This is a genomic window from Sphingomonas melonis DAPP-PG 224, from assembly GCF_000379045.1.
GTDB lineage: Bacteria > Pseudomonadota > Alphaproteobacteria > Sphingomonadales > Sphingomonadaceae > Sphingomonas > Sphingomonas aquatilis.
In genome coordinates, this window is the sequence record NZ_KB900605.1 from 1,153,407 (window position 1) to 1,177,790 (window position 24,384).

Genomic DNA, 24,384 nt, shown 5'->3' on the forward strand with positions numbered 1-24,384 from the left:
TAGCATGGATTGGGGCGCGGATCACGCGGTGGTGACGATCCCGTCGACGACCGTGACGGGCCATGCCGTCAGATGCTGGCCGACGCAGGGGCCGCCGACGCAGCGGCCATCCGCAATCGTGAACAGCGCACCGTGCCAATTGCAGGCGATGAGGTCGCCCGCGGAGGTGAGATAGTCGTCGAGCGTCTGGGTCAGTGGCACGCCGGCATGCGGGCAGCGATCGACATAGCCGACGACGCCATCGCCCTGCCGCACGACGAAGCCGTGGAAGCGGCCGGCGCGCATCTGGAGGACGAAGTTGCGCGCCTTGCCGTCGGCGATGTCGGTCAGCGGGGCGAGCGCGACGCCGGCGGGGGTGGTGGAGAGGCGTTCGGTCACGCGTCCGCGTCGGGCTGGCGGCTGGGGTGGGCGGCCTGCGCCAGGTCCGCGGTGCGCGCGGCGGCGGCGACCATGCGCGGGTAGGGCGCGGTGTCTACGCCGAACCGCTCGGCCGAATAGAGCGCGGGGACCGCGATGCAATCGGCGAGCGTGGGGGTGTCGCCGTAGCAGAAGGTGCCGCCGTGGCGGGTCGCCAATGCCTCGAACGCGGCGAACCCCAAGCCCATCCAATGCCCCATCCAGGCGTTGACCTGCGTATCGCTCGCACCGAAATCCTGCCGCAGCGCCTTCAGCGTGCGCAGATTGTGGAGCGGGTGGACGTCGGTGGCGATCGTGGCGACCATCGCGCGGACGATGGCGCGGCCGTTGGCATCGGCAGGCAGCAGGGCGGGGGTGGGGAAGCGATCCTCCAGCCATTCAAGGATTGCGACGCTCTGCGTCAGGATCAGGCCGTCGACCTCCAGCGCGGGCACCAGCCGCTGCGGGTTGAGCGCGGCATAATCGGGATCGGTATGGCCCCCGGTGCGCAGGTCATGGTTGACCTGTTCGTAGGCGATGCCCTTCAGCGCCAGCGCGATCCGCACGCGATAGGCGGCGCCCGAACGCCAATAGCCGTGCAGGATCACGCCGTTGGGTCCTTGGGCAGCTGGGCCTTCGGAAAGTCGTTCCACACCGCGTCGTAATCGAGCTGGGCGTGGTCGAGGGCGTATGTCGTCGGGCGATAGGGCCAGCAGCTTTCCAGCATGAAGGCCATCGTGCCGTCGATCTTGTGGGGCTTCAACTCCGCCGTCGATGCGCCCTGCCAGCTCGCGACATCGGGGCCGTGGCCGGCCATCAGATTGTGCAGCGAAATGCCGCCGGGCGAGAAACCGTCCGCCTTGGCGTCATAGGCGCCGGTGATCAGGCCCATCGCCTCGCTCATCACGTTGCGGTGGAACCAGGGCGGGCGGAACGTGTCCTCCGCCACCATCCAACGCGGGGGGAAGATCACGAAATCCGCATTGGCGCGGCCGGGCACGTCGCTGGGTGAGGTGAGGACGGTGAAGATCGACGGATCGGGATGGTCGAAACTGACCGTGTTGATCGTGTTGAAGTGCGACAGGTCGTAGCGCCATGGGGCGAGATTGCCGTGCCATGCCACCACGTCGAGCGGGCTGTGGTCGAGCGTCATCGTCCACAGCGATCCCATGAACTTCTGGATCACCTCGGTCGGCTCGTCGCGATCCTCGAACCACGCGACCGGCGTTTCGAAATCGCGCGGGTTGGCGAGGCCGTTGGCGCCGATGGGGCCGAGATCGGGCAGGCGGAACAGGCTGCCGTGATTTTCACAGACATAGCCGCGTGCCGCGCCGTCGGGCAGTAGCGCGCGGAAGCGGACACCACGGGGGATGAGCGCGATCTGGCCGGGCGCGACGTCGAGACGACCGAGTTCGGTCAGCAGCTGCAACCGGCCGGCCTGGGGCACGAACAGCAGCTCGCCGTCGGCATTCATGAAGACACGGGTGCTCATGTCGGCATTGGCGGCGTAGACGTGCATCGCGACGCCTTCGAGGTCCGCCGGATGCCGGTTGGCGAGCATCGTCGTCATGCCGTCGATCAGGTCGGTGCCCGGCGACGACTCCGAGACCGGGTTCCAGCGCAGGCGATTGGGTGCGAGCGGCGCGTCGTCGGTGCCGGGGGCGAAGCGCTTCGCGCCGTCGTAGCGCGTGTAGGGCGGGTGCTCCGCGGTCGGGCGCATGCGGTACAGCCACGAGCGGCGATTCTCGTGGCGCGGCGCGGTGAAGGCGGTGCCGCTGAGCTGCTCCGCGTAAAGGCCGAAGGCGGGGCGCTGCGGCGAATTGCGGCCGATCGGGAGCGCGCCGGGGACGGCCTCGGTCGCGATATGGTTGCCGAAGCCGGGGATATAGTCGCTGCGGGGGTGGTGGTCGGTCATTGTTCTGGCGTCCTCTCCTGTTTCCACCACCCCGGTGTCGTACCGTGTCGTCGGCCCTCGCGGTCGCCCTCCCTCTCTTGGGGGAGGATGGGTCGCCCCATATTCTTCGTCACTCCGGACTTGTTCCGGAGTCCACTGATCCGCGCGGGAAAGGCAAGAGGCTCAGGCCCTCCCCTCGCCGCGCGGTGGACCCCGGAACGAGTCCGGGGTGACGGAGTGGATGGGGCGGGGTGACCCGATCCCATCCCATCCGCCGTGACGTCGGACCCGGCGAAGCCGGGCCCTATGTCCCGGCTTGCCGTGCCGGCCGGTCGACGGCGGCGCTATCGCGCCGCACCGCGAACGAAGCTGCGCTTCGTTCTTGGTCAGGCGTCGACCGTGATGACCCCGCGACGGATCTGGTCGAGTTCAATCGACTCATACAGCGCCTGGAAATTGCCGTTGCCGAAGCCTTCGTTGCCCTTGCGCTGGATGATCTCGAAGAAGATCGGGCCGACCATCGTCTCGGTGAAGATCTGGAGCAGCAGGCCCTCTTCGCCGACGTTGCCGTCGATCAGGATGCGGTTCTGGCGCAGGCGTTCCAGGTCTTCGCCATGGCCGGGGACGCGCTTGTCGACGAGTTCGTAATAGGTTTCGATCGTGTCCTGCAGCTTGACGCCGCGCGAGCGCAGCTTTTCGACGGTGGTGTAGATGTCGTCGGTGGTCAGCGCGAGGTGCTGGATGCCTTCGCCGTTGTAATCGCGGATGAATTCCTCGATCTGGCTCTTGTCGTCCTGGCTCTCGTTCAAGGGGATGCGGATCGCGCGATCGGGGGCGATCATCGCCTGGCTGAACAGGCCGGTCGCCTTGCCCTTGATGTCGAAATACTTCTGCTCCTCGAAGCCGAAGATCTGGCCGTAAAAAGCCGACCAAGTGCGCATCTGGCCGCGGCGCACGTTGTGCGTCAGATGGTCGAGCAGGTCGAGGCCGACGTTGTTTTCGGCTTCCGCCTCCGCCGCGCCGGGCACCTGATCCCAATCGTCGTAGACGCTGCCGTCGGCGCCATGGCGATCGACGAGGTACAGCAGCGAACCGCCGATGCCTTCCAGCGCCGGAATGCCGTCGAGCGACTGACCGGCGGGGGCCGGCTTGGCGCCGCGCGCGATCGCCGCGTCATAGGCTCCTCGCGCGTCCTGCACCCGGAATGCCATTGCGCTCGCCGACGGGCCGTGCGCCGCGCGGAAGTCGGCGGCGTGGCCGTTGTCTTCGCGGTTGATCAGCAGGTTGATGCGGCCCTGCTTGTAGCGCGTGATGGCGCGCGTCTTGTGCGTCGAGGCGGGGACGAAGCCCAGCGCCTCGAACTGCTTCGCCAGCGCATCCGGATCGGGCGAGGTGAATTCGCAGAATTCGAAGCCGTCGAGCCCCATCGGGTTGACGTCGATATGGTCGTCGGTCTGGGCGGCATCGGTCATCAGTCTGGCCTTCCGAGATGGTATCATCCGTTACCAAACCCTGCGACATTGCCAAACTGGTGTCAACTGATACGAATGCGGCATGGCCGACCCATGCCCAGCCTCGTCGCCCGCGCCATCGTTGGTTTTGGCCGATTTTATTCCGTACCGTCTGTCGGTGACGTCCAATCTGGTCAGCGATTCGATCGCGCGGACCTATGAGGCGCTGTTCGGGCTGACGATTCCGGAATGGCGGCTGATCGCGGTGATCGCGGAAACGGGCGGCATCACGCAGCAGGCGATCGGCCGGGCCACGCGGATGGACAAGGTGACGGTCAGCCGCGCGGCGATCGCGCTGGTCGACCGGGGATTGCTCGACCGGCGCGGCAATCCGGAAGACCGGCGGTCGCACCTGCTCGACCTGACCGATGCGGGGCGCGACCTGTATGCGGTGGTGGCACCCAAGGCGCTGGACCTGGAAAGCCGCATCTTTTCGCAATTCCCCGCCGACGACGTCGCGCGGTTCATGGAGATGCTACGCCGGGTCGAGGCGGTGACGCTGGCACTCGACACCTGATCGCATCCTGCAGCGCGTTCCCACATCGCGGACACCGCTCTGGCACATTCGTGCGACAATTGGCGTTTACGCGCCGGCCGGTCGCCACAGAGAAGGCGGCGGGTAAGAGGGACAAGCGAATCATGCGGATCGTTGCGGCGATGATGGTGGCGGCAAGCTGGCCGGCGATGGCGCTGGCGCAAGAGGTACCGGCGCCCGCGCAGGCCCCCGCGCCCGCTCCGACGCCAAATCCGACGACGCCTGCCCCCGCGGCAGCGACGGTCCAGGCCGCGCCCACGACCCCGGCGGCAGCACCCGCCGCCCCGGCGGAAGAGGACAGCGAAGAGGGCGATATCGTCGTCACCGGCCGCAAGCCGGTGGGCTCCGTCGTCGGCGACATTCCCGCCGAACAGACGCTGAGCCCCGCCGACGTGCGCAGTTATGGCGTCAGCAGCGTGTCCGATCTGCTCACCGAACTGGGGCCGCAGACGCAGAGCGGCGCGGGCGGACCGCCGGTGGTGCTGCTCGACGGGCATCGCATTTCGGGCTTCCAGGAAATCCGCGACATCCCGACCGAGGCGATCCTGCGCGTCGATATCCTGCCCGAAGAGGTCGCGCTGAAATACGGCTATACCGCTGATCAGAAGGTGGTGAATTTCGTGCTGCGCCGCCGCTTCCGCGCGACGACGGTCGAGCTGGCCGACAAGGGCGCGACCGAAGGCGGCAGCAACACGCCGCAGGGCGAGCTCGACCTGCTGACCATCCGGCAGGGCGCGCGGCTCAACATCCACAGCAAATACCAGCAGACGTCGGCGCTGACCGAATCGGAGCGCGACATCACCGCCGCATCGACCGAGGGCCAAACCAACAATTTCGACCAGCGGCCGTATCGCACATTGGTGCCGTTCAGCCGCAGCTTCGGCACCAACGCCACCTATGCCAAGACGATCGGCGAGGACATCAACGCCTCGATCAACGGCGAGATCGCGGCGACGCAGAGCACTGGCCAGTTCGGCCTGCCGCTCGACGGCACGGGCGCGCCGGTCAGCGGCGATCCCCTGCGCCAGCAGACCAACGGCGTCACCGGGCACCTCGGCACCAGCTTCAACGGGCGGCTGAGCCCGCGCTGGCTGTGGACGGTAACGGGATCGTTCGACCGCGCCGATACGCGCACGATCGGTGACACGGTCGCCGGCCGCGGCACCAACCGCGCGCATTCGGTGTCCAATGCCGGCGATCTGGAGGCGCTGGTCAACGGGCCGCTGTTCACGCTGCCCGCGGGCGACGTGACGACGGCGGTGCGCGTCGGCGCGCAGACCAGCCAGTTCACCAGCAACTCGCTGCGCGCGGGCCTGGTCAGCGGCGGCCGGGTCTCGCGCGATCAGGCGAACGCGCGCGTCAACATCGACCTGCCGATCGCCAGCAAATCGCGCGCCGTGCTGCCGTTCCTCGGTAATCTGTCGATCAACGGCAATGCGGCGGTCAATCAGCTGTCCGACTTCGGTACGCTGACCGCCTATGGCTATGGCGTGAACTGGGCGCCGATCAACGCGATCCGCGTCATCGGGTCGATCAACCAGCAGGACGTCGCGCCGACCGCGCAGCAGCTGGGCAATCCGACGGTCGTGACGCCGAACGTGCGCGTCTTCGACTATGTGCAGGGCCAGACGGTGACGGTGACGACGATCAGCGGTGGCAACCCAGGCTTGCGCGACAGCAGCCGGCGGGTGACGAAGCTCGGCGTGACGCTCAGGCCGCTCGACCAGACCGACCTGACGATCATCGGCAATTATACGAAGCAGGATACGCGCAACCCGATCCAGGGCTTCCCGTCGCCGACCGCGGTGATCGAGGCGGCCTTCCCCGATCGCTTCACTCGCGATGCGGACGGCGAACTGACCCGGCTGGACACGCGGCCGATCAACTTCGCCCGATCCGAAAGCTCGGAATTCCGCTGGGGGATCAACTTCTCCAAGCCGATCAAGTCGAAGGTTCAAAAGCAGATCGAGGCGTTCCGCGCCGGCACCGGACCCAATCCGTTCGCCGGCCTGCGTTTCCCGGGTGCGGACGGACGGCGGCGCGGCGGCGGCGGTGACGGCGCCGGTCCGGGTGGGGGCGCAGGTGCCCCACCGGCGGGCGGCGACCAGGCTGCGACGCAGGGGACCAGCGGGCAGGCGGGTGACGGTTCCGGAGCCCGCCCGAACCAGCAAGCCGCTGGTGGCGACCGGCCGCGGGGCGGCTTCGGTGGGCCGGGCGGCGGCGGTCGCGGCTTCGGCGGTGGCGGGTTCGGGGGACGTGGCGGCGCCGGTGGCGGTCGCGTCCAATTCGCCTTCTATCACACCTGGCATCTGGTCGAACGGCGGACGATCGCCAACGGCGGACCGGTGCTCGACCTGCTCAAAGGCGATACGCTGGGGTCGAACGGTGGCCAGCCGCGCCACGAATTCCAGGGGCAGGCCGGCTATTCCAACAACGGCATCGGCGTGCGCCTGTCGGCCAATTACGCCACCGGCACGCGGGTGAACGGCGGCACCGCGGCGAACCCGCAGACGCTCAACTTCTCGGGCCTCGCAACCGCAGACCTGCGTATCTTTGCCGATCTGGGACAGCAGCTCAGTCTGGTGAAGGCGCATCCGTGGATCAGCGGTACGCGCGTCACCTTCTCGGTCAGCAACATCTTCAACAGTCGCCAGCGCGTGACCGACGCGACCGGTGTGACGCCGATCAGCTACCAGCCCGATTATCAGGACCCGATCGGGCGAACGGTGCGGCTGTCGTTGCGCAAGCTGTTCTTCTAAAGGCCCAGCCGGCGGGCGAGCCAGTCCGCCGCCTGGTCGGGGGTCTGCTTGTCGGCGTCGCGGTCGACGCGATAATTGGCCTCGCGCATCGCGGTGACGGGGATGCGGCCGACCAGCGGTTGGAGTGCCGCGACGAACGCCGCGTCATTCGCGCGGCGCGGGGCGACGAGCAGCAGCGCGTCGTAGCTGGGGATGGCGTGCTTCGGGTCGGTGAGGACAGTCAGCCCGTCCGCGGCGATCCGGCCATCCGAGGAGAAGGCGGAAATCACGTCCGCCTCACCGCTGGCGAGCGCGCGGTACATGAAGGTCGGCGCGTAGGATTTGGCCGCAGCGAAGCGCAACGGATAGGCGCGCCGCACCGCCGCCCATTCGGGCCGTTCGAGGAATTCGAGGTCGCTGCCAAGCTTGAGTGAGGGCGCGGCGGCGACGAGGTCGGTCAGGCTGGTGATCCCCCGCGCCTTGGCGTCCGCTCCCCGCATCGCGAAGGCATAAGCGTTTTCGAAGCCCAAGGGGCCGATCAGGCGTACGCCGCTGCTGGCCTGTGCCCAGCGGCCGATCGCGGCGACCATCGCGCGGCGATCCGGCACGTCGCTGCGGTGCATCTGGCCGTTCCACAGCGTGCCGGCATAATCGACGTAGACGTCGACATCGTTGCCGGCCAACGCGCCATAGACGACCGCCGAGCCGAGACCGTCGCGATAGCGGACGCTATAGCCGGCGCGCTCCAACCGGTCGCCGATCAGTCGGGCGAGTATATATTGTTCGGAGAAGTTCTTGGCACCGATCGTCACGACCTTCAAATCGCCGCGTTGCCACAGCGGCGCAGTCGCGAGCGCGAGCCCGGCGACGAGCGCGATCAGCGCGGCGATCCACAGTGGCCGGCGGCGGTGCGCGATGCCGCGCTCGATCAGGCCGATGAGCGCGTCGGTGACGAGCGCCAGCCCGGCGGCGGCGATGCAGCCCGCCAGCACCAGTGCCCAATTCTGCGTCTGCAGACCCGCGAAGATCATGTCGCCGAGGCTGGGCTGGCCGACCGTCGTCGAGAGCGTCGCCGCGCCGATCGTCCATACCGCGGCGGTGCGGATGCCGGCGACCAGCACCGGCAGCGCGAGCGGCGCTTCGACCAGGCGCAGCTTTTGCGCGGGCGTCATGCCGACCGCGTCCGCCGCCTGGGTAACGGCGGGGTCGATGCCGACGAGCCCGGCGACGCCGTTGCGGATGATCGGCAGCAACGCATAGAGCGTCAGCGCGATCAGCGACGGCAGGAAGCCGAGCGCCGGGATGCCGCCGCCGACCAACCCCGACAGCCACAGCAGCAATGGGTAGAACAGCGCGAGCAGCGCCAGCGCCGGGATCGTCTGGATGAGGCTGGCAATCCCCAGGATCGCGGTGCCGATCCGTGGACGGCGCGCGGCGAGGATGGCGAGCGGCAGGCTGATCGCGATGCCGAGCGCCAGCGCCGCGGCCGACAGCAGGACGTGCTGGGCGAGCAGCGGGGGCACGCGGCCGAGCGCGGCGACGAGGGCGTTCATCGTGCCATCTCGCGCAGCCGTTCGGCCTGATCGCGCGGCACCGCGACCAGCGCCTGCGCGGTCTCGCCGCCTTCGCCGCGCAGCAGCTGTGCGGGGGTGGCATCCGCGACGAGCCTGCCTGCCTGCATGACCAGCACGCGGTCGGCGAGCAGCAAGGCTTCGGCCATGTCGTGCGTGACGAGGATCGTGGTGAGGCCGAGCCGATCGTGCAGCGCGCGGATTTCCTGCCCCAGCGCATCGCGCGTCACCGGGTCGAGCGCGCCGAACGCTTCGTCGAGCAGCAGCAATTTGGCACCCGGCGCAAGGGCACGGGCGATGGCGACGCGCTGTCGCTGGCCGCCCGACAGTGCGTAGGGCCTGCGGCCGGCGAGTTCGCGCGGCAAGGCGACGAGGTCGAGCAGCGCGGGCACGTCGACGGGCGGTCCGCCGGCGATGCGCGGGCCGATCGCGATATTCTCCGCGACGGTCATGTGCGGGAACAGGCCGATCGACTGGAAGACATAGCCGATGCTCCGTCGCAGCGCCGGCGCGGCTCGGGTGGCGACGTCGGCATCGTCGATCAGGACGCGGCCGTCGCTCGGCTCGACCAGACGGTTGACCGTCTTGAGCAAGGTCGACTTGCCGGACCCGGAGGCGCCGACGAGCGCGACGAATTGACCCGCGGGGATCGTCGCCGAAACGCCATCGACCGCGACCGTGTCGTCGAACCTCTTGGTCACGGCATCGAAGCGGAGCGATTCTGCTGGCATCGGGGCCGACGATGCGGGATGCCTGATGCAAAGTCCAATAGGGAGAGCGAGATGGGCGAGCGGAAGGCGATCTTCATCACCGGTGGCGGATCGGGTATCGGCCGCGCGGTCGGGCGGCTGTTCGCGAGCCGCGGCTGGCTGGTCGGCGTGGCCGACGTCAATGCGGGCGGCCTTGCCGAGACGCTGGCGGCGCTGCCGGGCGAGGGGCACCAGAGCTATGTGATGGACGTGCGCGATCGCGATGCGTGGACGGCGAACCTCGACGGCTTCACGCGCGTCAGCGGTGGGCGGCTCGACGTCTTGTTCAACAATGCCGGTATCGGCACAGGCGGGCCGATCGCGACGGCGAGCTTCGACGAGATCGACCGGACGGTGGCGATCAACTTCACCGGCGTGCTCAACGGCGCGCGGATCGGCCATGCGTATCTGGCACGGACGCCGGGGTCGGTGCTGCTCAACACCTCGTCGGCGTCGGGCATCTATGGCTCGTCGGGCCTCGCGACCTATTCAGCGACCAAGTTTGCGGTGCGGGGATTGAGCGAGGCGCTGGACGGCGAATGGTCGGCGGAGGGCATCAAGGTGCGCTGCCTGCTGCCGAGCTTCATCGAAACGCCGCTGCTCAACGGCGTGTCGTCGGGCAGCAACCGCACCATCCGTGAGAGCGTGACCGGCGCGGGGCTGGAGCTGACGCCGGTCGACGTGGTCGCAGAAGCCGCGTGGAAGGCGGTGCATGGCGACGCGGTCCACACCTATGTCGGCAAGACCGCGGAGCGGATGCGCTTCGCCGCGCGCTGGATGCCGGGATCGCTGCGCAAGCGGATGCGGCGGGCGATGCGCTGATGGTTGCGGTGGCGCGCTGCCCATCCTTTCCGTCACCCCGGGCGTGACCCGGGGTCCCGCTTTTCACCGCGTGATCGAAGAAGCGGGACCCCGGCTCTTCGGCCGGGGTGACGGAGGATGGGAAATGCGTTGCGACTATTCGTCGACGATCGCGTCGATCGCCTCGGCCATATCGATGTCGCGATGGCTGAGGCCACCGGCGTCGTGCGTGGTCAACAGGATTTCGACGCGGTTGTAGACGTTCTTCCATTCGGGATGGTGGTTCGCCTTTTCCGCCATCAGCGCGACCTGCGTCATGAAGCCGAACGCCTCGACGAAATCGGCGAACACCAGGCTGCGGGTGATCGCGTCGCGGGCCTCGTCATAATCCCATTCGGGCAGGCCATCGAGCGCATCGGCGCGGTCGGTTTCGCTGAGAGCCTCGATCATCCGGTCTTCCTTGCTGGAGGGCGTGGCGCCGGGGTATGGCCGTTATCATGGCGCTGCAAGAATCTTATAGGCAAGATGCTTTTGGCCCGGCGCCGGACGCCGACGCGATCGAGGGGATCGCCCGCGACACGATCGCGCGCCTGCCCGCGGCGTTCGCGCGGCATCTGGGCGATGTCGTCCTGATCGTCGAGGAAGAGGCGGATGACGAGACGCTCGCCGCGCTCGGCCTCGACCACCCGCTCGATCTGACCGGCCTGTATCACGGCCGACCGATCGGCGAGAAATCGTCGATGGAATCGGGGGCGCTGCCCGATCGCATCCATCTGTATCGGCAGGCGATCCTGGTGGAGTGGGTGGAGACTGGCGTGCGGCTCGACGATCTCGTCCGCCATGTGACGATCCATGAGATCGGCCATCATTTCGGCCTGTCCGATGACGACATGCATGCGCTGGAAGAGGCGGCCGCGGATTGAGCCTCCTGCGGTTCGAGGACGTTGGCTGTCAGCGCGGCGGGCGGCTGCTGTTCGCCGGGATCGGCTTTGCGCTGGCGGCGGGCGGGGCCTTGTGCGTCACCGGACCCAATGGCGTCGGCAAGTCGAGCCTGATCCGCATCGCTGCCGGCCTGTTGCGGCCCGTCGAGGGCGCGGTGACGCGGGAGGGCGACGTCGCCTTGCTGAGCGAGGCGCATGCGTTGGACCCGGAGCGGCCGCTGGCGCTGGCGCTGCGCTATTGGATCGGCGCGCGGACGGAGGCGGCGCTGGCGGCGGTCGGGCTGGCCGAGGCGGCGGCGGTGCCGGTGCGGCTGTTGTCGACCGGGCAGCGGCGCCGCGCGGGATTGGCGCGGGTCATCGGAGCCGAGGCGCCGATCTGGCTGCTGGATGAGCCGGCGAACGGGCTGGATGTGGCGGGGGTCACATTGCTGGAGGCGGCGGTTGCGGACCATCGGGCGAGGGGCGGCATTGCGGTGGTGGCGACGCATCTGCCGCTGGCGCTGCCCGGCGCGCAGATGCTGGCGCTGGGCTGATGCATGTGTCTGCGATCATCCTGCGCGACCTGCGGCGGGCGTGGACGGGCGGCGGGTTGCTGTGGCCGGTCGCCTTTTTCCTGCTCGTCGCGACGCTGTTTCCCTTTGCGGTCGGGCCGGATGCAGCGTTGATCGGGCGGATCGGCGGTGGGGTGATCTGGGCGGCGGCACTGCTCGCGGCGCTGCTGCCGGTGGAGCGGCTGATCGCGCCCGATGTCGAGGCGGGGGTGATCGATCAATATGCGGTGCGGGGCGTGCCGCTGGCGCTGGTCGCCTTCGCCAAGACGATCGCGCACTGGCTGGGCTTCGCGCCACCGTTGATGCTGGCGGCGGTGATCGCGGCCGGTCTGTTCGACCTGCCGGCGGCGACCCTGCTGCGCGTCGAGGCGGGGTTGCTGGTGGGGACGCCGGGCCTCGCCGCTCTGGCGGTCGCGACATCGGCGTTGGTGACGGGCCTGCGCGGAGGGGGTGGCGTCGCAGGCCTCGTCATGCTGCCGCTCGCGATCCCGCTGCTGATCTTCGGCGCGGGATCGCTCGACACTGGGGTGGGGGCGCTGAAACTGCTGGGCGCGGTCAGCCTGTTGCTGACGGCGGGCGCCCCCTGGATCGCCGCCGCGGCGATCCGAGCAGGGATGGACTAAGGCAAGATCAGCCCTGGTTGTTGTCCGATGCATAGACCATCGCGGCCGCAGTTCCGGTCGCCGGTTTCAAGTGAAACCATTCCGGACGGTCGATCGCGGTCAGAAATGCCAGTACCGTCAGGCCGAACATCAGCAGGGCTAGTCTGCCCCACAGCGGATTGGGAGGGCTGTCGTCGGTGTTGATCTTGGCGATATCGTCGTCAAGCTGCATGATAAGCCTCTCTGTCTGCCGAAGCCGAGATATAGGCACATCAAGTCTTCTGATCGACGAGCGTTCCGTTACGTTTTCTTGCTGCGTCGCACCATGGCGATGGAGCGACGCATTTGGGCCGGTGGAGCGAGGCCTACCGGCTCCAGCGCGCCCAAATTGCGGTTGGCAGCGTCAGGCCACGGGCCTCTTCGCGCACGCCGAGCTCACCCGCTTCCACCTTGCCCGGCAGATCGGCAAACAGCTGGCGCATCAGCTCCTGCAGCGCCAGCGCCGACATGCGCACTGCATAGACGGTGAGGAACAGGAAGCGGCTGTCGGCATCGAGCAAGCGGCGGCAATCGGCCAGCAGGCGGGGCAGGTCTTCCTCCAGTCGCCACACTTCGCCCTCCGGCCCGCGGCCGTATTTGGGCGGATCGAGCAGGATGCCGTCGTAGCGGCGGTTGCGGCGCACCTCACGCGCGACGAATTTCGCCGCATCGTCGATGATCCAGCGGACCGGCGCGTCGCCCATCCCCGACAAGGCCGCATTGGCGCGGGCGGCCTCGACCGATTTCTTGGAGGCGTCGACATGCACCATCTTCGCGCCCGCGGTCGCCATCGCGAGCGTGCCGACGCCGGTATAGCCGAACAGGTTCATGCATTCGGGCTGGTCCATGTCGGCGACCTGTTCGCGCATCCAGCTCCACACCGGCGCCATGTCGGGGAAGAAGCCCAGATGGCGGAAGGGCGTGGTCTGCGCGGTGAAACGCACCGCGTTCCACTTCAGCGGCCAGCCTTCGCGCGGCACGGGTTCGGCAAAGACCCAGCGGCCGCCGCCATCTTCGTCGCTGGCGGGCAGGAACTCGCCCTGCGCCTTCCAAGTCTCCGACGCGGGCGCCCACATCGCCTGCGGTTCGGGGCGGATGAAGCGGAAGCGGCCGTAGCGCTCCAGCTTGCGGCCGTTCCCCGAATCGACCAGGCCATAGTCGGCCCAGGGTTCGCCGATCAGCGTGTGGAGCGTCATGCGCGGGGGCGCGCCCGCTCGGCGATATAGGCCGTCACCGCCTCGAACGTGCCGGGCAGGTGGGCGCAGCGCTCTTCGCGATCGAACAGGTCGCCGACGCGCGCGGGCAGTGCGGGGCGCTGGCCGGTCGCGCGCTCCACCGCATCGCCGAACTTGGCGGGGTGGGCGGTGGCGAGCGTCACCATCGCCGCATCGCCCGCCTGCGCGCGCGCGGCGGCGAGCGCGATGGCGGTGTGCGGGTCGACGATCTGCCCTGCGGCGTCATGCGCCCAGCGCATTGCCAGCGTCATGTCGTCCAGGTCGACGCGGGCGCTGGCGAACAACGAGGCACCGGTCTGCTGCGCATTGCTCAGCCGCATCGCACCGCTCGATTCGAAGCCGCGCATCTGGTCGGCCAGCGCGGCGCCGTCGCGCCCGCCGAGGTCGAACAGCAGGCGTTCGAAATTGGAGCTGACCTGGATGTCCATCGACGGGGTCGGCGTCTGCTGGACAATGCCCTTGCTGTAATCGCCTGCCGACAGCGCGCGGTGCAGGATGTCATTGACGTTGGTCGCGACGATCAGCTTCGCGATCGGCAGGCCCATCTTCGCCGCGACATAGCCGGCGAAGACGTCGCCGAAATTACCGGTCGGCACCGAAAAGGCGACCGCACGATCGGGCGCGCCGAGGCGGACGGCAGCGTAGAAATAATAGACCACCTGCGCCATCAGCCGTGCCCAGTTGATGGAATTGACCGCGGACAGGTGGAACCGGCCCGAGAAGCCGGGGTCGTTGAACATCGCCTTCACCAGCGCCTGCGCGGTGTCGAAGTCGCCGTCGATCGCGATGTTATGGACGTTGGGGGCGAGCACCGTCGTCATCTGGCGGCGCTGCACGTCGCTGACCCGGCCATGCGGGTGGAGCATGAAGATATCGACTCCGGCACGCCCCGCCAGCGCATCGATCGCCGCCGATCCGGTGTCGCCGCTGGTCGCGCCGACGATGGTCAGATGGTCGCTGCTGCCCTTGAGGAAGCGTTCGAACAGCAGGCCGAGCAGCTGGAGCGCAACGTCCTTGAACGCGAGCGTCGGGCCGTGGAACAGTTCGAGCAGCCACTGGTCGTGGTCGAGCTGGATGAGCGGCGTGACCGCGGCATGCGCGAAACGGCCATAGGCCTGGGTGCAGAGCTCTTTCAGCTCGGCCGGCGTCAGCGCGTCGCCGATGAAGGGCGTCATCACCGCGACCGCCGTGTCGACATAGGACAGGCCGGCGAGGTCCGCGATCTGTTCGCGCGTGAAGCTGGGCCACGCGTCGGGCAGGTACAGGCCGCCGTCCGACGCCAGGCCGGCGAGGGTGACGTCGCGGAAATCGAGGGCGGGGGCGGCCCCGCGGGTGCTGACGTAGCGCATGGCGGCTGGGTAGCGGCGCGGGCGCGACGGGGCAACGGCGGGTTTTCTTGGGCGTGGTGCGGCTGGGCTATCGGCGTGCGAACGCGGCGGCGGCGTGCCGATTCGCGGCGATTCGGGCGCGGAAGTGGACGAAGTGGACGGTACGTCGATGTCAAAATCACCCACCGGCCCGGTGCCGGAGGGCACGGGTGCGGCAAAGCGGCGGTCAGACATGCCGCCGTCATAGCGGATCGGCGGCGTGTAGGACAGACGGGCGATGGTGGCGGGACCGCGCGGCGTCGGCGGGTCCGCAGTCTCGCTGGGCCGGATCGCCATGCTTCGTGTTGGTGGTTCACGCGAAGACGCGAAGAAGAAGAGGATTGTTCACGCGGAGGCGCGGAGGACGCAGAGGGGGTGCGCCTGCCGCGTCGGTGGGCTGCTTTCCTCCGGCCGAGACAAGAACAGTGCGCCGCGGCGCACGAGACACCTCCGCGTCCTGCGCGCCTCCGCGTGAATGGTCTTTCCTTTGCGCCTTCGCGACACCGGACCTTCAAGCTGTTGTAGGGGACATGATAGTCGAAGGGGCGATTGGCGCCGGCCCGGCGAGCGAGTTAGACGATCGGCCACCCCGTTCGTTATCGAGGCGCGATCCCATGACCCTCCCCGACCTGCTGTTGCCGACCTATGCCCAGATGCTGCGCGCGCTGTCGTCGTGGCTCGAAAAGGCGGGCGCGGGGCGGGAGGATGGTGGGGAGGGGCTGCTGACTGCGCGGCTGGCGCCGGACATGTTCCCGCTGGCGACGCAGGTGCGCTTCGCCTGCGTGCAGGCCTATGAGGGCGTCGCCCGGCTGCGCGACGCGCCGCTGCCCGATGCGGTGCAGACGTTGCTCGCCGAGGGACGCGGCGCGGCCGAGGCGCCGGGGACGCTGGCCGACGCGCAGGCGCGGATCGCCGAGACGATCGCGATGGTCGAGGGGGCGGCGGGAGCGATGCCTCCGGTCGATCCGGCGCGCGCCATCGCACATGCGCTGCCGCAGGGCATGATCTTTGATCTCAGCGCGGAGCAATATGCCCGCGACTGGGCGATCCCCCAGTTCTATTTCCACGTCATGACCGCCTATGCGATCCTGCGGGCCGAGGGCGCGGCGCTGGGCAAGGCGGATTATGTCGCGCACATGTTCGCCTATCTGCGCCCCGGCACGATGCCCGGATGAGTAGGTTTGTACTCCGTTACAGACCTAATCTGCCAGAATGAGCAATTGATTGCATTTTTTTGGACAGTATCCGCCAGTTTCGGGTGAGGATGCTGACGTTCCGTGTCGTCATGACAGCAACGACAAGCTCGTCGTGAACCGAGGGACGAACCACGCATTATGCCGGAACCGATCAAGCCGCCCCCCGCCCAGTTTCTGCGCGACGACGTGATCCGTGGGGGGATGGACCTGTTGCTGTTTGCGCACAAATCGCACCTGCGCCATTCCGATGCCGAACTGACCGCCATGGGGCTGGGCCGGGCGCATCATCGCTGCCTGTATTTCGTCGGACGGCGACCCAATCTGTCGGTGGGCGAGTTGCTGGGGCTCTTGGGCGTGACCAAACAGTCGCTGGGCCGCGTGCTCGGCGCGCTGATCGACAATGGCCTGATCGAACAGCGCCCGGGCGAGGCGGACCGCCGCCAGCGCCTGCTGCGCCTGACGCCGGCGGGTGAGGATCTGGAGCGTCGCCTGTTCAGCGGGCTGCACGCCAACATGAGCCGCGCCTATGCCGCTTCGGGCGAAGAGGCGGTCAGCGGCTATTGGACGATGATGCAGAATCTGATGAGCGACGACGCGCAGGCGCAGTTCAAGGCGTTCCACGCGGGGTAAAGGGCGTGGGGCGGCGGTGCGCCACGCCGCCGCCCCGTTCCGGCGTCAAAAGGGCAGGGGCTGCCGATCGGGTTCGACCCAGCCGCGGCGCGCGAGCACGCTGAACAGCGTATCGCGATGCCAGTGATCCAGCAGCCACTCCGGGTTGCCCGGCCGCGATGCCATGAGCGCGGCGAGCACGCGATGCAGCGGTGCCTCCGGCGCGTAGCGCTCCAGATAGTGCGCCGCGGCCCGCATCGACGCGCAGGTGATGGTGTGATGGTAGCCGCTGCTATCGGTGTTGGCGGTGAGCGTCGCGTTATTGTAGCGCGAGATCAGCGTCCGCATGCCCTGCGGCGTGGCCAGGTCGGGACGATGGCGATACAGCCACAGCGCGGCGGCAAAGTGCGCGGCGTGCGTCCAGTCGCGCTTCGGTAATGTGCGATCGATTACGCCCAAAGCGATGCGGGCGATGGCCGCGTCCGTCGATATCATCATGGTAGGCCTTCCTTGGTCAGGCCCGACTGGCACAAAAAACCCCGCCGGTCGGGCGGGGTGGGTCGTGTCGGGACGGATAGGCTGGTCAGCCGCTCCGACATCCCGACACGCGCGCGAACACCGCCGTCACGAGGCGGTGATGTTGGATGGAGGCGATCGCGCAGATCATGTCGATGGGATAATGGACATGGGGATCGCGCTCAAGGCGGCACCCGCCTACCGTCGCCGGCGCAGCGCCAGCGCGTAGATCGTCGCGGCGATGGCGGCGAAGAGGAACCACTGGACGGCGTAGGACAGATGGTTGTTCGGCACCGACGACAGGTCGGGCTGGCCGTTGGCGGCAAGGCCGGGGGCGGGGCGATCGGCGACCAGCATCAGCCGCTGCGGTGTATGATCGAACAGCGAGCCGATCAACGAGCGGGCGTCGGGCGCGTGGCTGATGAAGCCTGTCACCGGGCCGCCGGTCCAGGTGCCCTTGTAGGCGGGGTCGGTGGTGGTGCCGAGCTGGACGAGCATGCCCGGCCCCTCCGCGCCCGTCGCGCAGTCGGCGATCAGGCGGAAGCCGGCCTTTCCCGCGCCGGCGAGCCGTTGGCCGGTGACGCGGACGCACAGGCCCGAGGCGCGGCGGAACAGCAGGCGGTCGTCGGGAAAGCGCGGGAAGGCGATCGGCGGCTTGGCCGGATTGGCGGCGAGCTGCGCCAGATACGCCTCTTTCTTCGGCGCGCGGTCGAGCAGCTGCCAGAGGCCGAGGCCGATCATCGCGGCCACCGCGAGCGCGACGACGATGGTGGGGATCAGGGGGATGCGCTTCATGGGGTGGGGTCGCTGCGGGCCTCGTCGATGCGGCCTTCGCGCGCGGCGTTCCGATATTCGGCGGCGAGCAGTGCAGCCTTGGCGACGCGCAGCGACCAGATCACGCCCGCCGCGGTGACGGGAATCCAGATCAGCATGTGCAGCCACAGCGGCGGGTGCAGCGTCAGCTCAAGCGTGATGGCGCCGGCGACGACCAATGCGCCCAGGATCAGCGTCAGGAAGGCGGCGGGCCCGTCCCCGACGTTGAAGCGCGTGAAATCCAGGCCGCAGCCCGAACAGCGATCCGCGAACTTGACCCAGCCGGCAAACAAAAGGGGCCGGCCGCAACGCGGACACAGCCCCTTCAACGCGACCTCGGCAATCGCAGGCGAAGATACGGGCGTCGGATCGGTCATGCGACGCCCGTCAACCTTATCAGCCGCCGTGAACCGGTGCGCCCCAGCCGCCCCAGACGTAGATGGTGACGAACAGGAACAGCCACACCACGTCGACGAAATGCCAATACCAGGCGGCGGCTTCGAAGCCGAAATGCTGGCGCGGCGTGAAGTCGCCCTTATAGGCGCGGATCAGGCAGACGATCAGGAAGATCGTGCCGATCAGAACGTGGAAGCCGTGGAAGCCGGTCGCCATGAAGAAGGCGGCGCCATAGTTGATGCCCTTGAACGGGAAGGGCGCGTGCATGTATTCGTATGCCTGGATGCTGCTGAACAGCACGCCCAGCGCGACCGTCAGCCACAGGCCCTTCAGAACGCCGTCACGGTCGCCGACGCCCAGCATGCCCCACAGGCCGCGCTTCTCGCCGCCACGCTGGTTGTGGATCAGCGCATGGTGCGCCCAGGTGACCGTGGTGCCGCTGGTCAGCAGGATCAGCGTGTTGAGCAGGGGAAGCTCGAACGCGTTGATGACGGTCAGGCCCTTGGGCGGCCATTGCGCGGCGATCGCCGCAGCGCCTTCGGCCGCGCGCTCCACCTGGCCGTCGACGAAGGCCATGGCGGTCGGGAACAGGCTGAAGTCGAAGAACGCCCAGAACCAGCCGACGAAGAACATGACTTCGGAGGCGATGAACAGGATCATGCCGTAGCGGAAGTGGAGCTGGACGACGGGGGTATGATCGCCATGATGCGCTTCGCGCACCACGTCCGCCCACCAGCTGTACATCGTGAACAGCACGCCCGCGAGGCCGGCGAAGAAGATCCAGCCGCCGCCATTGGCCTTGTCGGCCGCCAGGTGGCCGCCGTGCATCCACATGATCGCGCCGCTCGCCATCACCAGCGCCGAGAGCGATCCGAACAGGGGCCAGATGCTGGGTGGCAGGATGTGATAGTCGTGATTCTTGGCGCCGGCCATGGTCAGGTCCCTGTTCTCTTATCCTCTTTGGGGCGGGACCCTAAGGCCCAAACGCCCCTAGAACAAGGTCGTGGCGGCGACGATTTTAGCGCCCGGCACAGGACGGGGGCCGTCGATCAGGATTCCGAACCCGTCTGCGCGCGGCCGGGAGTCTTGCCGGTATCCGCGGGATAGAAGGTGTAGGACAACGTGATCGTCTCGACGTCCGACGCGTCGGGGTCGTCCATGATCTTGGGATCGACGAAGAAGATGACCGGCATGCGCTGCGTCTCGCCGGGCTTCAGCGTCTGCTGGGTGAAGCAGAAACACTGGATCTTGGTGAAATATTTGCCGGCCTGGCTGGGCGTGACGTTGAACGTCGCGGTGCCGGTGACGGGCTTGGTGTCGAGGTTGGTCGCGGTGAAGAACGCCATGTCGCGCGCGCCGATCTTCACCGTCTCCGACCCCGCTTCGGGGCGGAAGCGCCACTTCATGCCCGGGGCGACGTTGCTGTCGAAATCGATGCGGATCAGCTTGTTGACCGCGCCGGGCGCTTCGAGCGCGCGCTGCGTCGTGCCGTTGAGGCCGGTCACCTGGCAGAACAGGCGGTAGAGCGGCACGCTGGCCCAGGCGATGCCGGTCATCACGCAGATGCCGAGCACCGCCAGCATCGCGGTGCGCAGCTGGCGGCGGGTGCCGGCATCGGTCGCCGCCCCGGTCACATGCCCTCGCGGATCTTTACGATCGCAATGGCGAAGACGAGGATCACGAACGCGCCGAGCAGCAGCGCCATCACGCGTGCCCGCGATTGCTGGCGCGCGCGGATCAGGTCTTGGTCGTCAGGAGTCATCATGGCAGCACCCAGCGATCGACGACCAATGCGCCGAACACCACGAAGAGGTAGAGGATCGAATAGCTGAACAGGCGCTTTTCGGGCTTCATGTTATCGTCGGGCTGCGTCGTGCGCGTGGCGACGATCAGCGCGAGGGCGGCGAAGACCAGCGTCGTGACGGTCGCGACCACGCCGTAGATCGCGCCGGTCAGCCCGAGCGGCCAGGGCAGCAGCGCGGCGAGCGCCATCGGGATGGTGTACAGGCCGATCTGGCGGCGGGTCGTGCGCTCGCCGGCGACGACGGGCAGCATCGGCACGCCGGCATTGGCGTAATCGGTCTTCACGAACAGCGCGAGCGCCCAGAAATGCGGCGGCGTCCACAGGAAGACGAGGCCGAACAGCAGCACGGGGAGCAAGGCGACATGCCCCGTCGCCGCCGCCCAGCCGATCAGCGGCGGAAAGGCGCCGGCCGCGCCGCCGATCACGATATTCTGCGGCGTGCGCCGCTTCAGCCAGACGGTGTAGATCAGCACGTAGAACAGGATCGAGACGGTCAGGATCGCCGCGGCGGCTAGGTTGACCGCGAAATACATCAGGATGACCGAGAAAGCGGCAAGGCCGACGCCGAAGTGCAGCGCCGACTGACGGTCCATCCGGCCATCGGGCAGCGGCCGCTTCTGCGTACGGCGCATCTTGGCGTCGAGGTCCGCCTCATACCATTGGTTGAGCGCGCCCGCCGCGCCGGCGCCCAGTGCGATGCACAGGATCGCGGTGAAGCCGATCACCGGATGCACGCCCACGGGCGCCGCCAGCATGCCGCACAGGCCGGTGAACACGACGAGCGTCATCACGCGCGGCTTGGTGAGCGCGAGGAAATCGCGCCAGTCGGCAGGCGGCAAAAGGGGCGTCGCGGCGGTCATGATCGGCCCGGCTATACCCATAGCGCAGGGGTTGGGGAAGGGTGACGCACGTATCGTGCTGATCCAGGTCAAGCACCCCCAAAATGGCGGGAACGATAGCGGAAACAGGCGGTTAGCCTGACCTATTAGGCCGCCCGTACGGCGGCACAGGTTCGAGGGGATGAAGCAGTGGCAACCCGTATCATCGACGCCGGTATTCCGGCGTCGCAATTCCTGACCGACAGTTTCCAGCGCGGCCTCGCCCATTGGAACCGCGAGCGGCTGGAGCCGGGCTTCCCGGTCGCCGACTGGCAGCGCACGCTGGATCGCGACGTGCGGATGCAGCGGCTGGAAGGCGGCTTTCTGGAGGAATTGCGCGAAGAGGTGGCCGAGGAGGCTGCCGCGGCGCCGACCGACGTCGAGGGCTTTATCGCCTGGTTCGAGGAGCTGAAGGCGAGCGGGCCAGGGCAGCACGATGCGCTGTTCCCGTGGCTGGCGGAGCAGGCGAACCTCGACCAGCTGCGCTGGTTCTTCGAGCAGGAAGCGGCGGGTGAGGCGGGGTTCGACGATCTCGTCGCGATGACGCAGGTGAAGCTGCCGACACTGCCCAAGCTGGAGCTGGCGCGCAATTACTGGGACGAAATGGGCCGGGGCAATGCCAAGGGCATGCACGGCCCCATGCTCAATGCTTTGGTCGAGACGCTGGCGGTGAACCCGGTGATCGAGAACACCTTGTGGCAGAGCCTGGCGCTGGCCAATGCGATGACCGCGATGGCGACCAACCGCCGCTATGCATGGCAGTCGGTGGGGGCGCTCGGCGTGATCGAGCTGACCGCGCCGGATCGCTCTGCCGCGACGGCCAAGGGGCTGCGGCGGCTGGGCTTTTCCGACAAGGAGCGCCGCTATTTCGACCTGCATGCGGTGCTCGACATCAAGCACAGCGAGGATTGGAACCGCGAAGCGATCCGCCCGGCGGTGGAGGAAGACCCGCGCCGCGCGACCGCGATGGCCGAGGGCGCGCTGATCCGGTTGAAGTGCGGCGAGCGGTGTTTCGAGGCGTATCGCGCGGTGTTGCTGGGGTGAAGGTCGCGTAACGTAACCGTCACCCCGGACTTGGTCCGGGGTCCACCGGGCCGCAAGGGGGTGGCAAGAGGCTCAAACCATCCCCCTTGCCGCGGAGTGGACCCCGGACCAAGTCCGGGGTGACGGGGTGGCTAGGGCGGTCGCCGAGTCTTAAATCAGCGCGAGTTCCGCGAGCCGGCCCACCAGTGCGGGCGGCATCAGCGACAGGCCGTCGGTGTCGCCGCCCAGGTCCGCCGGCGCATCCGCCGCTTCCAGATAACGCCAGCCCTGATGCGCACGCTTCGGTCGGGCCTGTACGAGCACCAGCGCCGGATCGATGTGAATCGCGACCCGGCCGCCCTCCGCCTCGCCGAAGCCGAGGATCGGCGAGCGTGCGACGAGCTGGTGCTTGATGATCCAGAATAAGGAACCCTGTCCGGCCACCTCTTCGTGCCGCTTGGGCAGATAGCGCGTGGTCAGGAAGACCGGGCCGTCCGCGGCACGCTGTGTCAGGCGATCGGCGAGATGATCGACGCTGGTCGCGCCGAAGGCCACTTTGGTGAGATGCAGCATGGCCGCGCGATGTGGGTGGGGCAGGGCGGTGCGGCAAGGCCGCGCTAAGTCCTCCCTGCGCTGGGGACCGCGGCCGCAGGCCGTGGTGGAGGGGGCGTTTCGGCATACGATATACTCGCCGTGACCTCCCCCTCCGTCAGCGCTGCCGCGCTGCCACCCCCCCCCCCTGGCGGGGGAGGACTAAGAGGGATTACCCGCCCAAACCCCACAACGATGCCAGTCCCAGGAACGAAAAGAACCCCATCACGTCGGTCGCGGTGGTCACGAACACCGCGGACGACACCGCCGGATCGACATTGGCCTTGTCGAGCGCCACCGGCACGATGACGCCGACGAGGCCGGCGACGATCGAGTTGATGACCATCGCGATCGCGAACACGATCGACAATTGCAGGTTGCCGAGGATCACATAGCTGCCGACCGCGCCGACCAGGCCGAGCGCGCCGCCGTTGCACAGCGCGATCTGGAATTCGCGTGCCAGCATGCGCAGCGTGTTCGAGCTGGTGAGCTGGTTGGTCGCGAGCGCGCGGACGACGACGGCGAGCGTCTGCGTACCCGCATTGCCGCCCAGCGCCGACACGATCGGCATCAGCGCGGCGAGCAGGGCAAAGCGGGCGATCTCACCCTGGAACAGGCCGACGACCGATGCCGACAACATCGTCGCGCCCAGATTCACCACCAGCCACGCGATGCGCGTGCGCACGGTGAAGCGGATCGGTTCGTTGATGTCGCCTTCACCGGCGCCCGACAGGCGGAGGGCGTCCTCGCCCGCCTCCTGCTGGATGATATGGACGATATCGTCGACGGTGATCATGCCGACGAGCCGATCGGACGCATCGACCACCGCGGCGCTGATGAGCGCGTATTTCTGGAAGCGGAGCGCGACCTCTTCCTGATCCATGTCGACCGGGATCAGCGTCTGCTCGCGCTTCATCACATCGCCGATCGCGATGCTGCGCGGCGTGCGCAGGATCCACGACAGCTGGCACGTGCCGACCGGGTGGTGGCCGGCATCGACGACGAAGATTTCCCAGAAGTCGGTGGTCAGCTCTTCGTGGTGGCGCAGGAAGTCGATGACGTCGCCGACGGTCCAGTGATCGGGCACCGCGATCAGCTCACGCTGCATCAGGCGGCCGGCGGTTTCCTCCGGGTAGGACAGCGCCTCTTCGATCGCGGCGCGATCGTCGGGGTCGAGCGCGCGCAGCACGGCGCGCTGGTCGGCTTCCTCCAGATCCTCGATGATCGCGACCGCGTCGTCGGTGTCGAGTTCGCTCGCGATGTCGGCGACCTCGGTCGGGGTCAGCGCGTCGATCAGGTCCTCGCGGACGTAATCGTTCATCTCGGCGAAGACGTCGCCGTCGAGCAAGTCCTTCAGCGCGCGGGCGAGGCCGGCGCGATCCTCATGCGGGGTCAGTTCGAACAGGTCGGCGATGTCGGCCGGGTGCAGCGGCTCGACCAGCGCGCGCGCTTCCTCGTCGTCGCCCGCGCGCACCGCGTCCAGCACCGCATCGACGAATTCGGGACGCAGGCGATCGTCCTCGTCCAGCTCGTCCTGTTCGGGGGCCAGCATCTCGGGAAGCTCGGTATCGCTCATCGCTGCCTCCGTCCGTGCTGCAATCGTGTCGTGGTGCAATCGGGGGCGTCTA

At 68.1% G+C, this 24,384-nt stretch carries 28 protein-coding genes; 9 read left to right on the plus strand and 19 right to left on the minus strand.

Annotated features, from left to right (window positions below):
- Nucleotides 1-21: 21 nt before the first annotated feature.
- The 4 genes from SPHME3_RS0105720 to hppD all read right to left on the minus strand — a co-directional run bounded on the left by SPHME3_RS0105720 (nucleotide 22) and on the right by hppD (nucleotide 3,762).
- Complete coding sequence (locus SPHME3_RS0105720; RefSeq protein ID WP_017980232.1) at nucleotides 22-378, minus strand: Rieske (2Fe-2S) protein; 357 nt, start codon at nucleotides 376-378, stop codon at nucleotides 22-24.
- The gene (gene maiA / locus SPHME3_RS0105725) at nucleotides 375-1,004 is read right to left on the minus strand and encodes a maleylacetoacetate isomerase (protein ID WP_017980231.1); all 630 of its coding nucleotides are present in this window, start codon (nucleotides 1,002-1,004) and stop codon (nucleotides 375-377) included. Before maiA ends, SPHME3_RS0105720 begins: the two co-directional genes overlap by 4 nt.
- On the minus strand, nucleotides 1,001-2,311 hold the full coding sequence (gene hmgA, locus SPHME3_RS0105730; protein ID WP_017980230.1) for a homogentisate 1,2-dioxygenase: 1,311 nt from the start codon (nucleotides 2,309-2,311) through the stop codon (nucleotides 1,001-1,003). Before hmgA ends, maiA begins: the two co-directional genes overlap by 4 nt.
- A 365-nt stretch (nucleotides 2,312-2,676) precedes the next feature.
- A complete protein-coding gene (gene hppD, locus SPHME3_RS0105735; protein ID WP_017980229.1) occupies nucleotides 2,677-3,762 on the minus strand; it encodes a 4-hydroxyphenylpyruvate dioxygenase in 1,086 nt (361 codons plus the stop codon).
- 82 nt (nucleotides 3,763-3,844) lie between these two features.
- On the opposite strand from hppD, the gene SPHME3_RS0105740 reads away from it, so the two are divergent.
- Both SPHME3_RS0105740 and SPHME3_RS0105745 read left to right on the plus strand, forming a co-directional pair.
- Nucleotides 3,845-4,318 (plus strand): MarR family winged helix-turn-helix transcriptional regulator, encoded by a 474-nt coding sequence (locus tag SPHME3_RS0105740; protein WP_172436182.1) that lies wholly within the window; start codon nucleotides 3,845-3,847, stop codon nucleotides 4,316-4,318.
- A 122-nt stretch (nucleotides 4,319-4,440) separates the two neighbouring features.
- On the plus strand, nucleotides 4,441-7,095 hold the full coding sequence (locus tag SPHME3_RS0105745) for a TonB-dependent receptor (RefSeq protein ID WP_017980227.1): 2,655 nt from the start codon (nucleotides 4,441-4,443) through the stop codon (nucleotides 7,093-7,095).
- Here SPHME3_RS0105745 and SPHME3_RS0105750 read toward each other — a convergent pair.
- Nucleotides 7,092-8,627, minus strand: a complete 1,536-nt coding sequence (locus tag SPHME3_RS0105750) for an ABC transporter permease/substrate-binding protein (protein WP_017980226.1) — start codon at nucleotides 8,625-8,627, stop codon at nucleotides 7,092-7,094. The two genes, SPHME3_RS0105745 and SPHME3_RS0105750, sit on opposite strands and share 4 nt — an antisense overlap.
- Nucleotides 8,624-9,376 (minus strand): ATP-binding cassette domain-containing protein, encoded by a 753-nt coding sequence (locus tag SPHME3_RS0105755; protein WP_017980225.1) that lies wholly within the window; start codon nucleotides 9,374-9,376, stop codon nucleotides 8,624-8,626. The genes SPHME3_RS0105750 and SPHME3_RS0105755 overlap by 4 nt, the downstream gene beginning before the upstream one ends.
- A 51-nt stretch (nucleotides 9,377-9,427) precedes the next feature.
- On the opposite strand from SPHME3_RS0105755, the gene SPHME3_RS0105760 reads away from it, so the two are divergent.
- Nucleotides 9,428-10,216, plus strand: a complete 789-nt coding sequence (locus SPHME3_RS0105760; protein WP_017980224.1) for an SDR family oxidoreductase — start codon at nucleotides 9,428-9,430, stop codon at nucleotides 10,214-10,216.
- Nucleotides 10,217-10,351: 135 nt separating this feature from the next.
- Here the strand turns inward: SPHME3_RS0105760 and SPHME3_RS0105765 are convergent, their stop codons facing one another.
- Nucleotides 10,352-10,645, minus strand: coding sequence for a 4a-hydroxytetrahydrobiopterin dehydratase (locus SPHME3_RS0105765; protein ID WP_017980223.1), 294 nt, complete (start codon nucleotides 10,643-10,645; stop codon nucleotides 10,352-10,354).
- Nucleotides 10,646-10,680: 35 nt separating this feature from the next.
- On the opposite strand from SPHME3_RS0105765, the gene SPHME3_RS0105770 reads away from it, so the two are divergent.
- From SPHME3_RS0105770 to SPHME3_RS0105780, 3 genes are read left to right on the plus strand one after another with little or no spacing between them, the layout of a single operon-like run.
- A complete protein-coding gene (locus SPHME3_RS0105770) occupies nucleotides 10,681-11,118 on the plus strand; it encodes a metallopeptidase family protein (protein ID WP_017980222.1) in 438 nt (145 codons plus the stop codon).
- Nucleotides 11,115-11,669 carry a heme ABC exporter ATP-binding protein CcmA gene (ccmA, locus tag SPHME3_RS0105775; RefSeq protein ID WP_017980221.1) on the plus strand — a complete coding sequence of 185 codons (555 nt, stop codon included), beginning with the start codon at nucleotides 11,115-11,117 and terminating at the stop codon, nucleotides 11,667-11,669. Before SPHME3_RS0105770 ends, ccmA begins: the two co-directional genes overlap by 4 nt.
- Nucleotides 11,669-12,310 carry a heme exporter protein CcmB gene (locus SPHME3_RS0105780; protein WP_017980220.1) on the plus strand — a complete coding sequence of 214 codons (642 nt, stop codon included), beginning with the start codon at nucleotides 11,669-11,671 and terminating at the stop codon, nucleotides 12,308-12,310. The genes ccmA and SPHME3_RS0105780 overlap by 1 nt, the downstream gene beginning before the upstream one ends.
- A 7-nt stretch (nucleotides 12,311-12,317) precedes the next feature.
- Here the strand turns inward: SPHME3_RS0105780 and SPHME3_RS0105785 are convergent, their stop codons facing one another.
- The 3 genes from SPHME3_RS0105785 to thrC form a co-directional block, all read right to left on the minus strand.
- Nucleotides 12,318-12,521, minus strand: a complete 204-nt coding sequence (locus tag SPHME3_RS0105785; RefSeq protein ID WP_017980219.1) for a hypothetical protein — start codon at nucleotides 12,519-12,521, stop codon at nucleotides 12,318-12,320.
- A gap of 133 nt (nucleotides 12,522-12,654) precedes the next feature.
- A complete protein-coding gene (locus SPHME3_RS0105790) occupies nucleotides 12,655-13,524 on the minus strand; it encodes a class I SAM-dependent methyltransferase (RefSeq protein ID WP_017980218.1) in 870 nt (289 codons plus the stop codon).
- Entirely contained in the window at nucleotides 13,521-14,912 is a 1,392-nt protein-coding gene (thrC, locus tag SPHME3_RS0105795; protein ID WP_017980217.1) for a threonine synthase, read from the minus strand. The genes SPHME3_RS0105790 and thrC overlap by 4 nt, the downstream gene beginning before the upstream one ends.
- A 632-nt stretch (nucleotides 14,913-15,544) precedes the next feature.
- Here thrC and SPHME3_RS0105800 point away from each other — a divergent pair.
- Both SPHME3_RS0105800 and SPHME3_RS0105805 read left to right on the plus strand, forming a co-directional pair.
- Nucleotides 15,545-16,105: a DUF1993 domain-containing protein gene (locus SPHME3_RS0105800; RefSeq protein ID WP_017980216.1), complete on the plus strand. Its 561-nt coding sequence runs from the start codon at nucleotides 15,545-15,547 to the stop codon at nucleotides 16,103-16,105.
- 159 nt (nucleotides 16,106-16,264) lie between these two features.
- Complete coding sequence (locus SPHME3_RS0105805) at nucleotides 16,265-16,756, plus strand: MarR family winged helix-turn-helix transcriptional regulator (RefSeq protein ID WP_017980215.1); 492 nt, start codon at nucleotides 16,265-16,267, stop codon at nucleotides 16,754-16,756.
- Between the two features lie 45 nt (nucleotides 16,757-16,801).
- Here SPHME3_RS0105805 and SPHME3_RS0105810 read toward each other — a convergent pair whose 3' ends face one another.
- From SPHME3_RS0105810 to SPHME3_RS0105845, 7 genes are all read right to left on the minus strand, one after another.
- Nucleotides 16,802-17,233: a hypothetical protein gene (locus SPHME3_RS0105810; RefSeq protein WP_017980214.1), complete on the minus strand. Its 432-nt coding sequence runs from the start codon at nucleotides 17,231-17,233 to the stop codon at nucleotides 16,802-16,804.
- A gap of 216 nt (nucleotides 17,234-17,449) precedes the next feature.
- A complete protein-coding gene (locus SPHME3_RS0105820) occupies nucleotides 17,450-18,046 on the minus strand; it encodes an SURF1 family protein (RefSeq protein WP_017980213.1) in 597 nt (198 codons plus the stop codon).
- On the minus strand, nucleotides 18,043-18,441 hold the full coding sequence (locus SPHME3_RS0105825; RefSeq protein WP_017980212.1) for a DUF983 domain-containing protein: 399 nt from the start codon (nucleotides 18,439-18,441) through the stop codon (nucleotides 18,043-18,045). Before SPHME3_RS0105825 ends, SPHME3_RS0105820 begins: the two co-directional genes overlap by 4 nt.
- A 19-nt stretch (nucleotides 18,442-18,460) precedes the next feature.
- Nucleotides 18,461-19,393, minus strand: a complete 933-nt coding sequence (locus tag SPHME3_RS0105830; protein WP_017980211.1) for a cytochrome c oxidase subunit 3 — start codon at nucleotides 19,391-19,393, stop codon at nucleotides 18,461-18,463.
- A 116-nt stretch (nucleotides 19,394-19,509) separates the two neighbouring features.
- Nucleotides 19,510-20,094 carry a cytochrome c oxidase assembly protein gene (locus SPHME3_RS0105835; protein ID WP_017980210.1) on the minus strand — a complete coding sequence of 195 codons (585 nt, stop codon included), beginning with the start codon at nucleotides 20,092-20,094 and terminating at the stop codon, nucleotides 19,510-19,512.
- Complete coding sequence (locus tag SPHME3_RS21675) at nucleotides 20,091-20,225, minus strand: hypothetical protein (protein ID WP_017980209.1); 135 nt, start codon at nucleotides 20,223-20,225, stop codon at nucleotides 20,091-20,093. The genes SPHME3_RS0105835 and SPHME3_RS21675 overlap by 4 nt, the downstream gene beginning before the upstream one ends.
- Nucleotides 20,222-21,124 carry a heme o synthase gene (locus tag SPHME3_RS0105845; protein WP_017980208.1) on the minus strand — a complete coding sequence of 301 codons (903 nt, stop codon included), beginning with the start codon at nucleotides 21,122-21,124 and terminating at the stop codon, nucleotides 20,222-20,224. The genes SPHME3_RS21675 and SPHME3_RS0105845 overlap by 4 nt, the downstream gene beginning before the upstream one ends.
- A 168-nt stretch (nucleotides 21,125-21,292) precedes the next feature.
- On the opposite strand from SPHME3_RS0105845, the gene SPHME3_RS0105850 reads away from it, so the two are divergent.
- Entirely contained in the window at nucleotides 21,293-22,186 is an 894-nt protein-coding gene (locus SPHME3_RS0105850) for an iron-containing redox enzyme family protein (RefSeq protein ID WP_017980207.1), read from the plus strand.
- 150 nt (nucleotides 22,187-22,336) lie between these two features.
- Here the strand turns inward: SPHME3_RS0105850 and SPHME3_RS0105855 are convergent, their stop codons facing one another.
- Both SPHME3_RS0105855 and mgtE read right to left on the minus strand, forming a co-directional pair.
- A complete protein-coding gene (locus SPHME3_RS0105855; RefSeq protein ID WP_017980206.1) occupies nucleotides 22,337-22,738 on the minus strand; it encodes a DUF1489 family protein in 402 nt (133 codons plus the stop codon).
- 190 nt (nucleotides 22,739-22,928) lie between these two features.
- On the minus strand, nucleotides 22,929-24,332 hold the full coding sequence (gene mgtE, locus SPHME3_RS0105860) for a magnesium transporter (RefSeq protein ID WP_017980205.1): 1,404 nt from the start codon (nucleotides 24,330-24,332) through the stop codon (nucleotides 22,929-22,931).
- Nucleotides 24,333-24,384 lie beyond the last annotated feature (52 nt).

Bases quoted from the DNA above. Each gene is read 5' to 3' on its own strand.
- hmgA (WP_017980230.1), bottom strand. From the start codon at position 2,311: ATGACCGACCACCACCCCCGCAGCGACTATATCCCCGGCTTCGGCAAC.
- hppD (WP_017980229.1), bottom strand. From the start codon at position 3,762: ATGACCGATGCCGCCCAGACCGACGACCATATCGACGTCAACCCGATG.
- SPHME3_RS0105740 (WP_172436182.1), top strand. From the start codon at position 3,845: ATGGCCGACCCATGCCCAGCCTCGTCGCCCGCGCCATCGTTGGTTTTG.
- SPHME3_RS0105745 (WP_017980227.1), top strand. From the start codon at position 4,441: ATGCGGATCGTTGCGGCGATGATGGTGGCGGCAAGCTGGCCGGCGATG.
- SPHME3_RS0105750 (WP_017980226.1), bottom strand. From the start codon at position 8,627: ATGAACGCCCTCGTCGCCGCGCTCGGCCGCGTGCCCCCGCTGCTCGCC.
- SPHME3_RS0105755 (WP_017980225.1), bottom strand. From the start codon at position 9,376: ATGCCAGCAGAATCGCTCCGCTTCGATGCCGTGACCAAGAGGTTCGAC.
- SPHME3_RS0105760 (WP_017980224.1), top strand. From the start codon at position 9,428: ATGGGCGAGCGGAAGGCGATCTTCATCACCGGTGGCGGATCGGGTATC.
- SPHME3_RS0105765 (WP_017980223.1), bottom strand. From the start codon at position 10,645: ATGATCGAGGCTCTCAGCGAAACCGACCGCGCCGATGCGCTCGATGGC.
- SPHME3_RS0105770 (WP_017980222.1), top strand. From the start codon at position 10,681: ATGGCCGTTATCATGGCGCTGCAAGAATCTTATAGGCAAGATGCTTTT.
- SPHME3_RS0105780 (WP_017980220.1), top strand. From the start codon at position 11,669: ATGCATGTGTCTGCGATCATCCTGCGCGACCTGCGGCGGGCGTGGACG.
- SPHME3_RS0105785 (WP_017980219.1), bottom strand. From the start codon at position 12,521: ATGCAGCTTGACGACGATATCGCCAAGATCAACACCGACGACAGCCCT.
- SPHME3_RS0105790 (WP_017980218.1), bottom strand. From the start codon at position 13,524: ATGACGCTCCACACGCTGATCGGCGAACCCTGGGCCGACTATGGCCTG.
- thrC (WP_017980217.1), bottom strand. From the start codon at position 14,912: ATGCGCTACGTCAGCACCCGCGGGGCCGCCCCCGCCCTCGATTTCCGC.
- SPHME3_RS0105800 (WP_017980216.1), top strand. From the start codon at position 15,545: ATGACCCTCCCCGACCTGCTGTTGCCGACCTATGCCCAGATGCTGCGC.
- SPHME3_RS0105805 (WP_017980215.1), top strand. From the start codon at position 16,265: ATGCCGGAACCGATCAAGCCGCCCCCCGCCCAGTTTCTGCGCGACGAC.
- SPHME3_RS0105810 (WP_017980214.1), bottom strand. From the start codon at position 17,233: ATGATGATATCGACGGACGCGGCCATCGCCCGCATCGCTTTGGGCGTA.
- SPHME3_RS0105820 (WP_017980213.1), bottom strand. From the start codon at position 18,046: ATGAAGCGCATCCCCCTGATCCCCACCATCGTCGTCGCGCTCGCGGTG.
- SPHME3_RS0105825 (WP_017980212.1), bottom strand. From the start codon at position 18,441: ATGACCGATCCGACGCCCGTATCTTCGCCTGCGATTGCCGAGGTCGCG.
- SPHME3_RS0105830 (WP_017980211.1), bottom strand. From the start codon at position 19,393: ATGGCCGGCGCCAAGAATCACGACTATCACATCCTGCCACCCAGCATC.
- SPHME3_RS21675 (WP_017980209.1), bottom strand. From the start codon at position 20,225: ATGATGACTCCTGACGACCAAGACCTGATCCGCGCGCGCCAGCAATCG.
- SPHME3_RS0105845 (WP_017980208.1), bottom strand. From the start codon at position 21,124: ATGACCGCCGCGACGCCCCTTTTGCCGCCTGCCGACTGGCGCGATTTC.
- SPHME3_RS0105855 (WP_017980206.1), bottom strand. From the start codon at position 22,738: ATGCTGCATCTCACCAAAGTGGCCTTCGGCGCGACCAGCGTCGATCAT.
- mgtE (WP_017980205.1), bottom strand. From the start codon at position 24,332: ATGAGCGATACCGAGCTTCCCGAGATGCTGGCCCCCGAACAGGACGAG.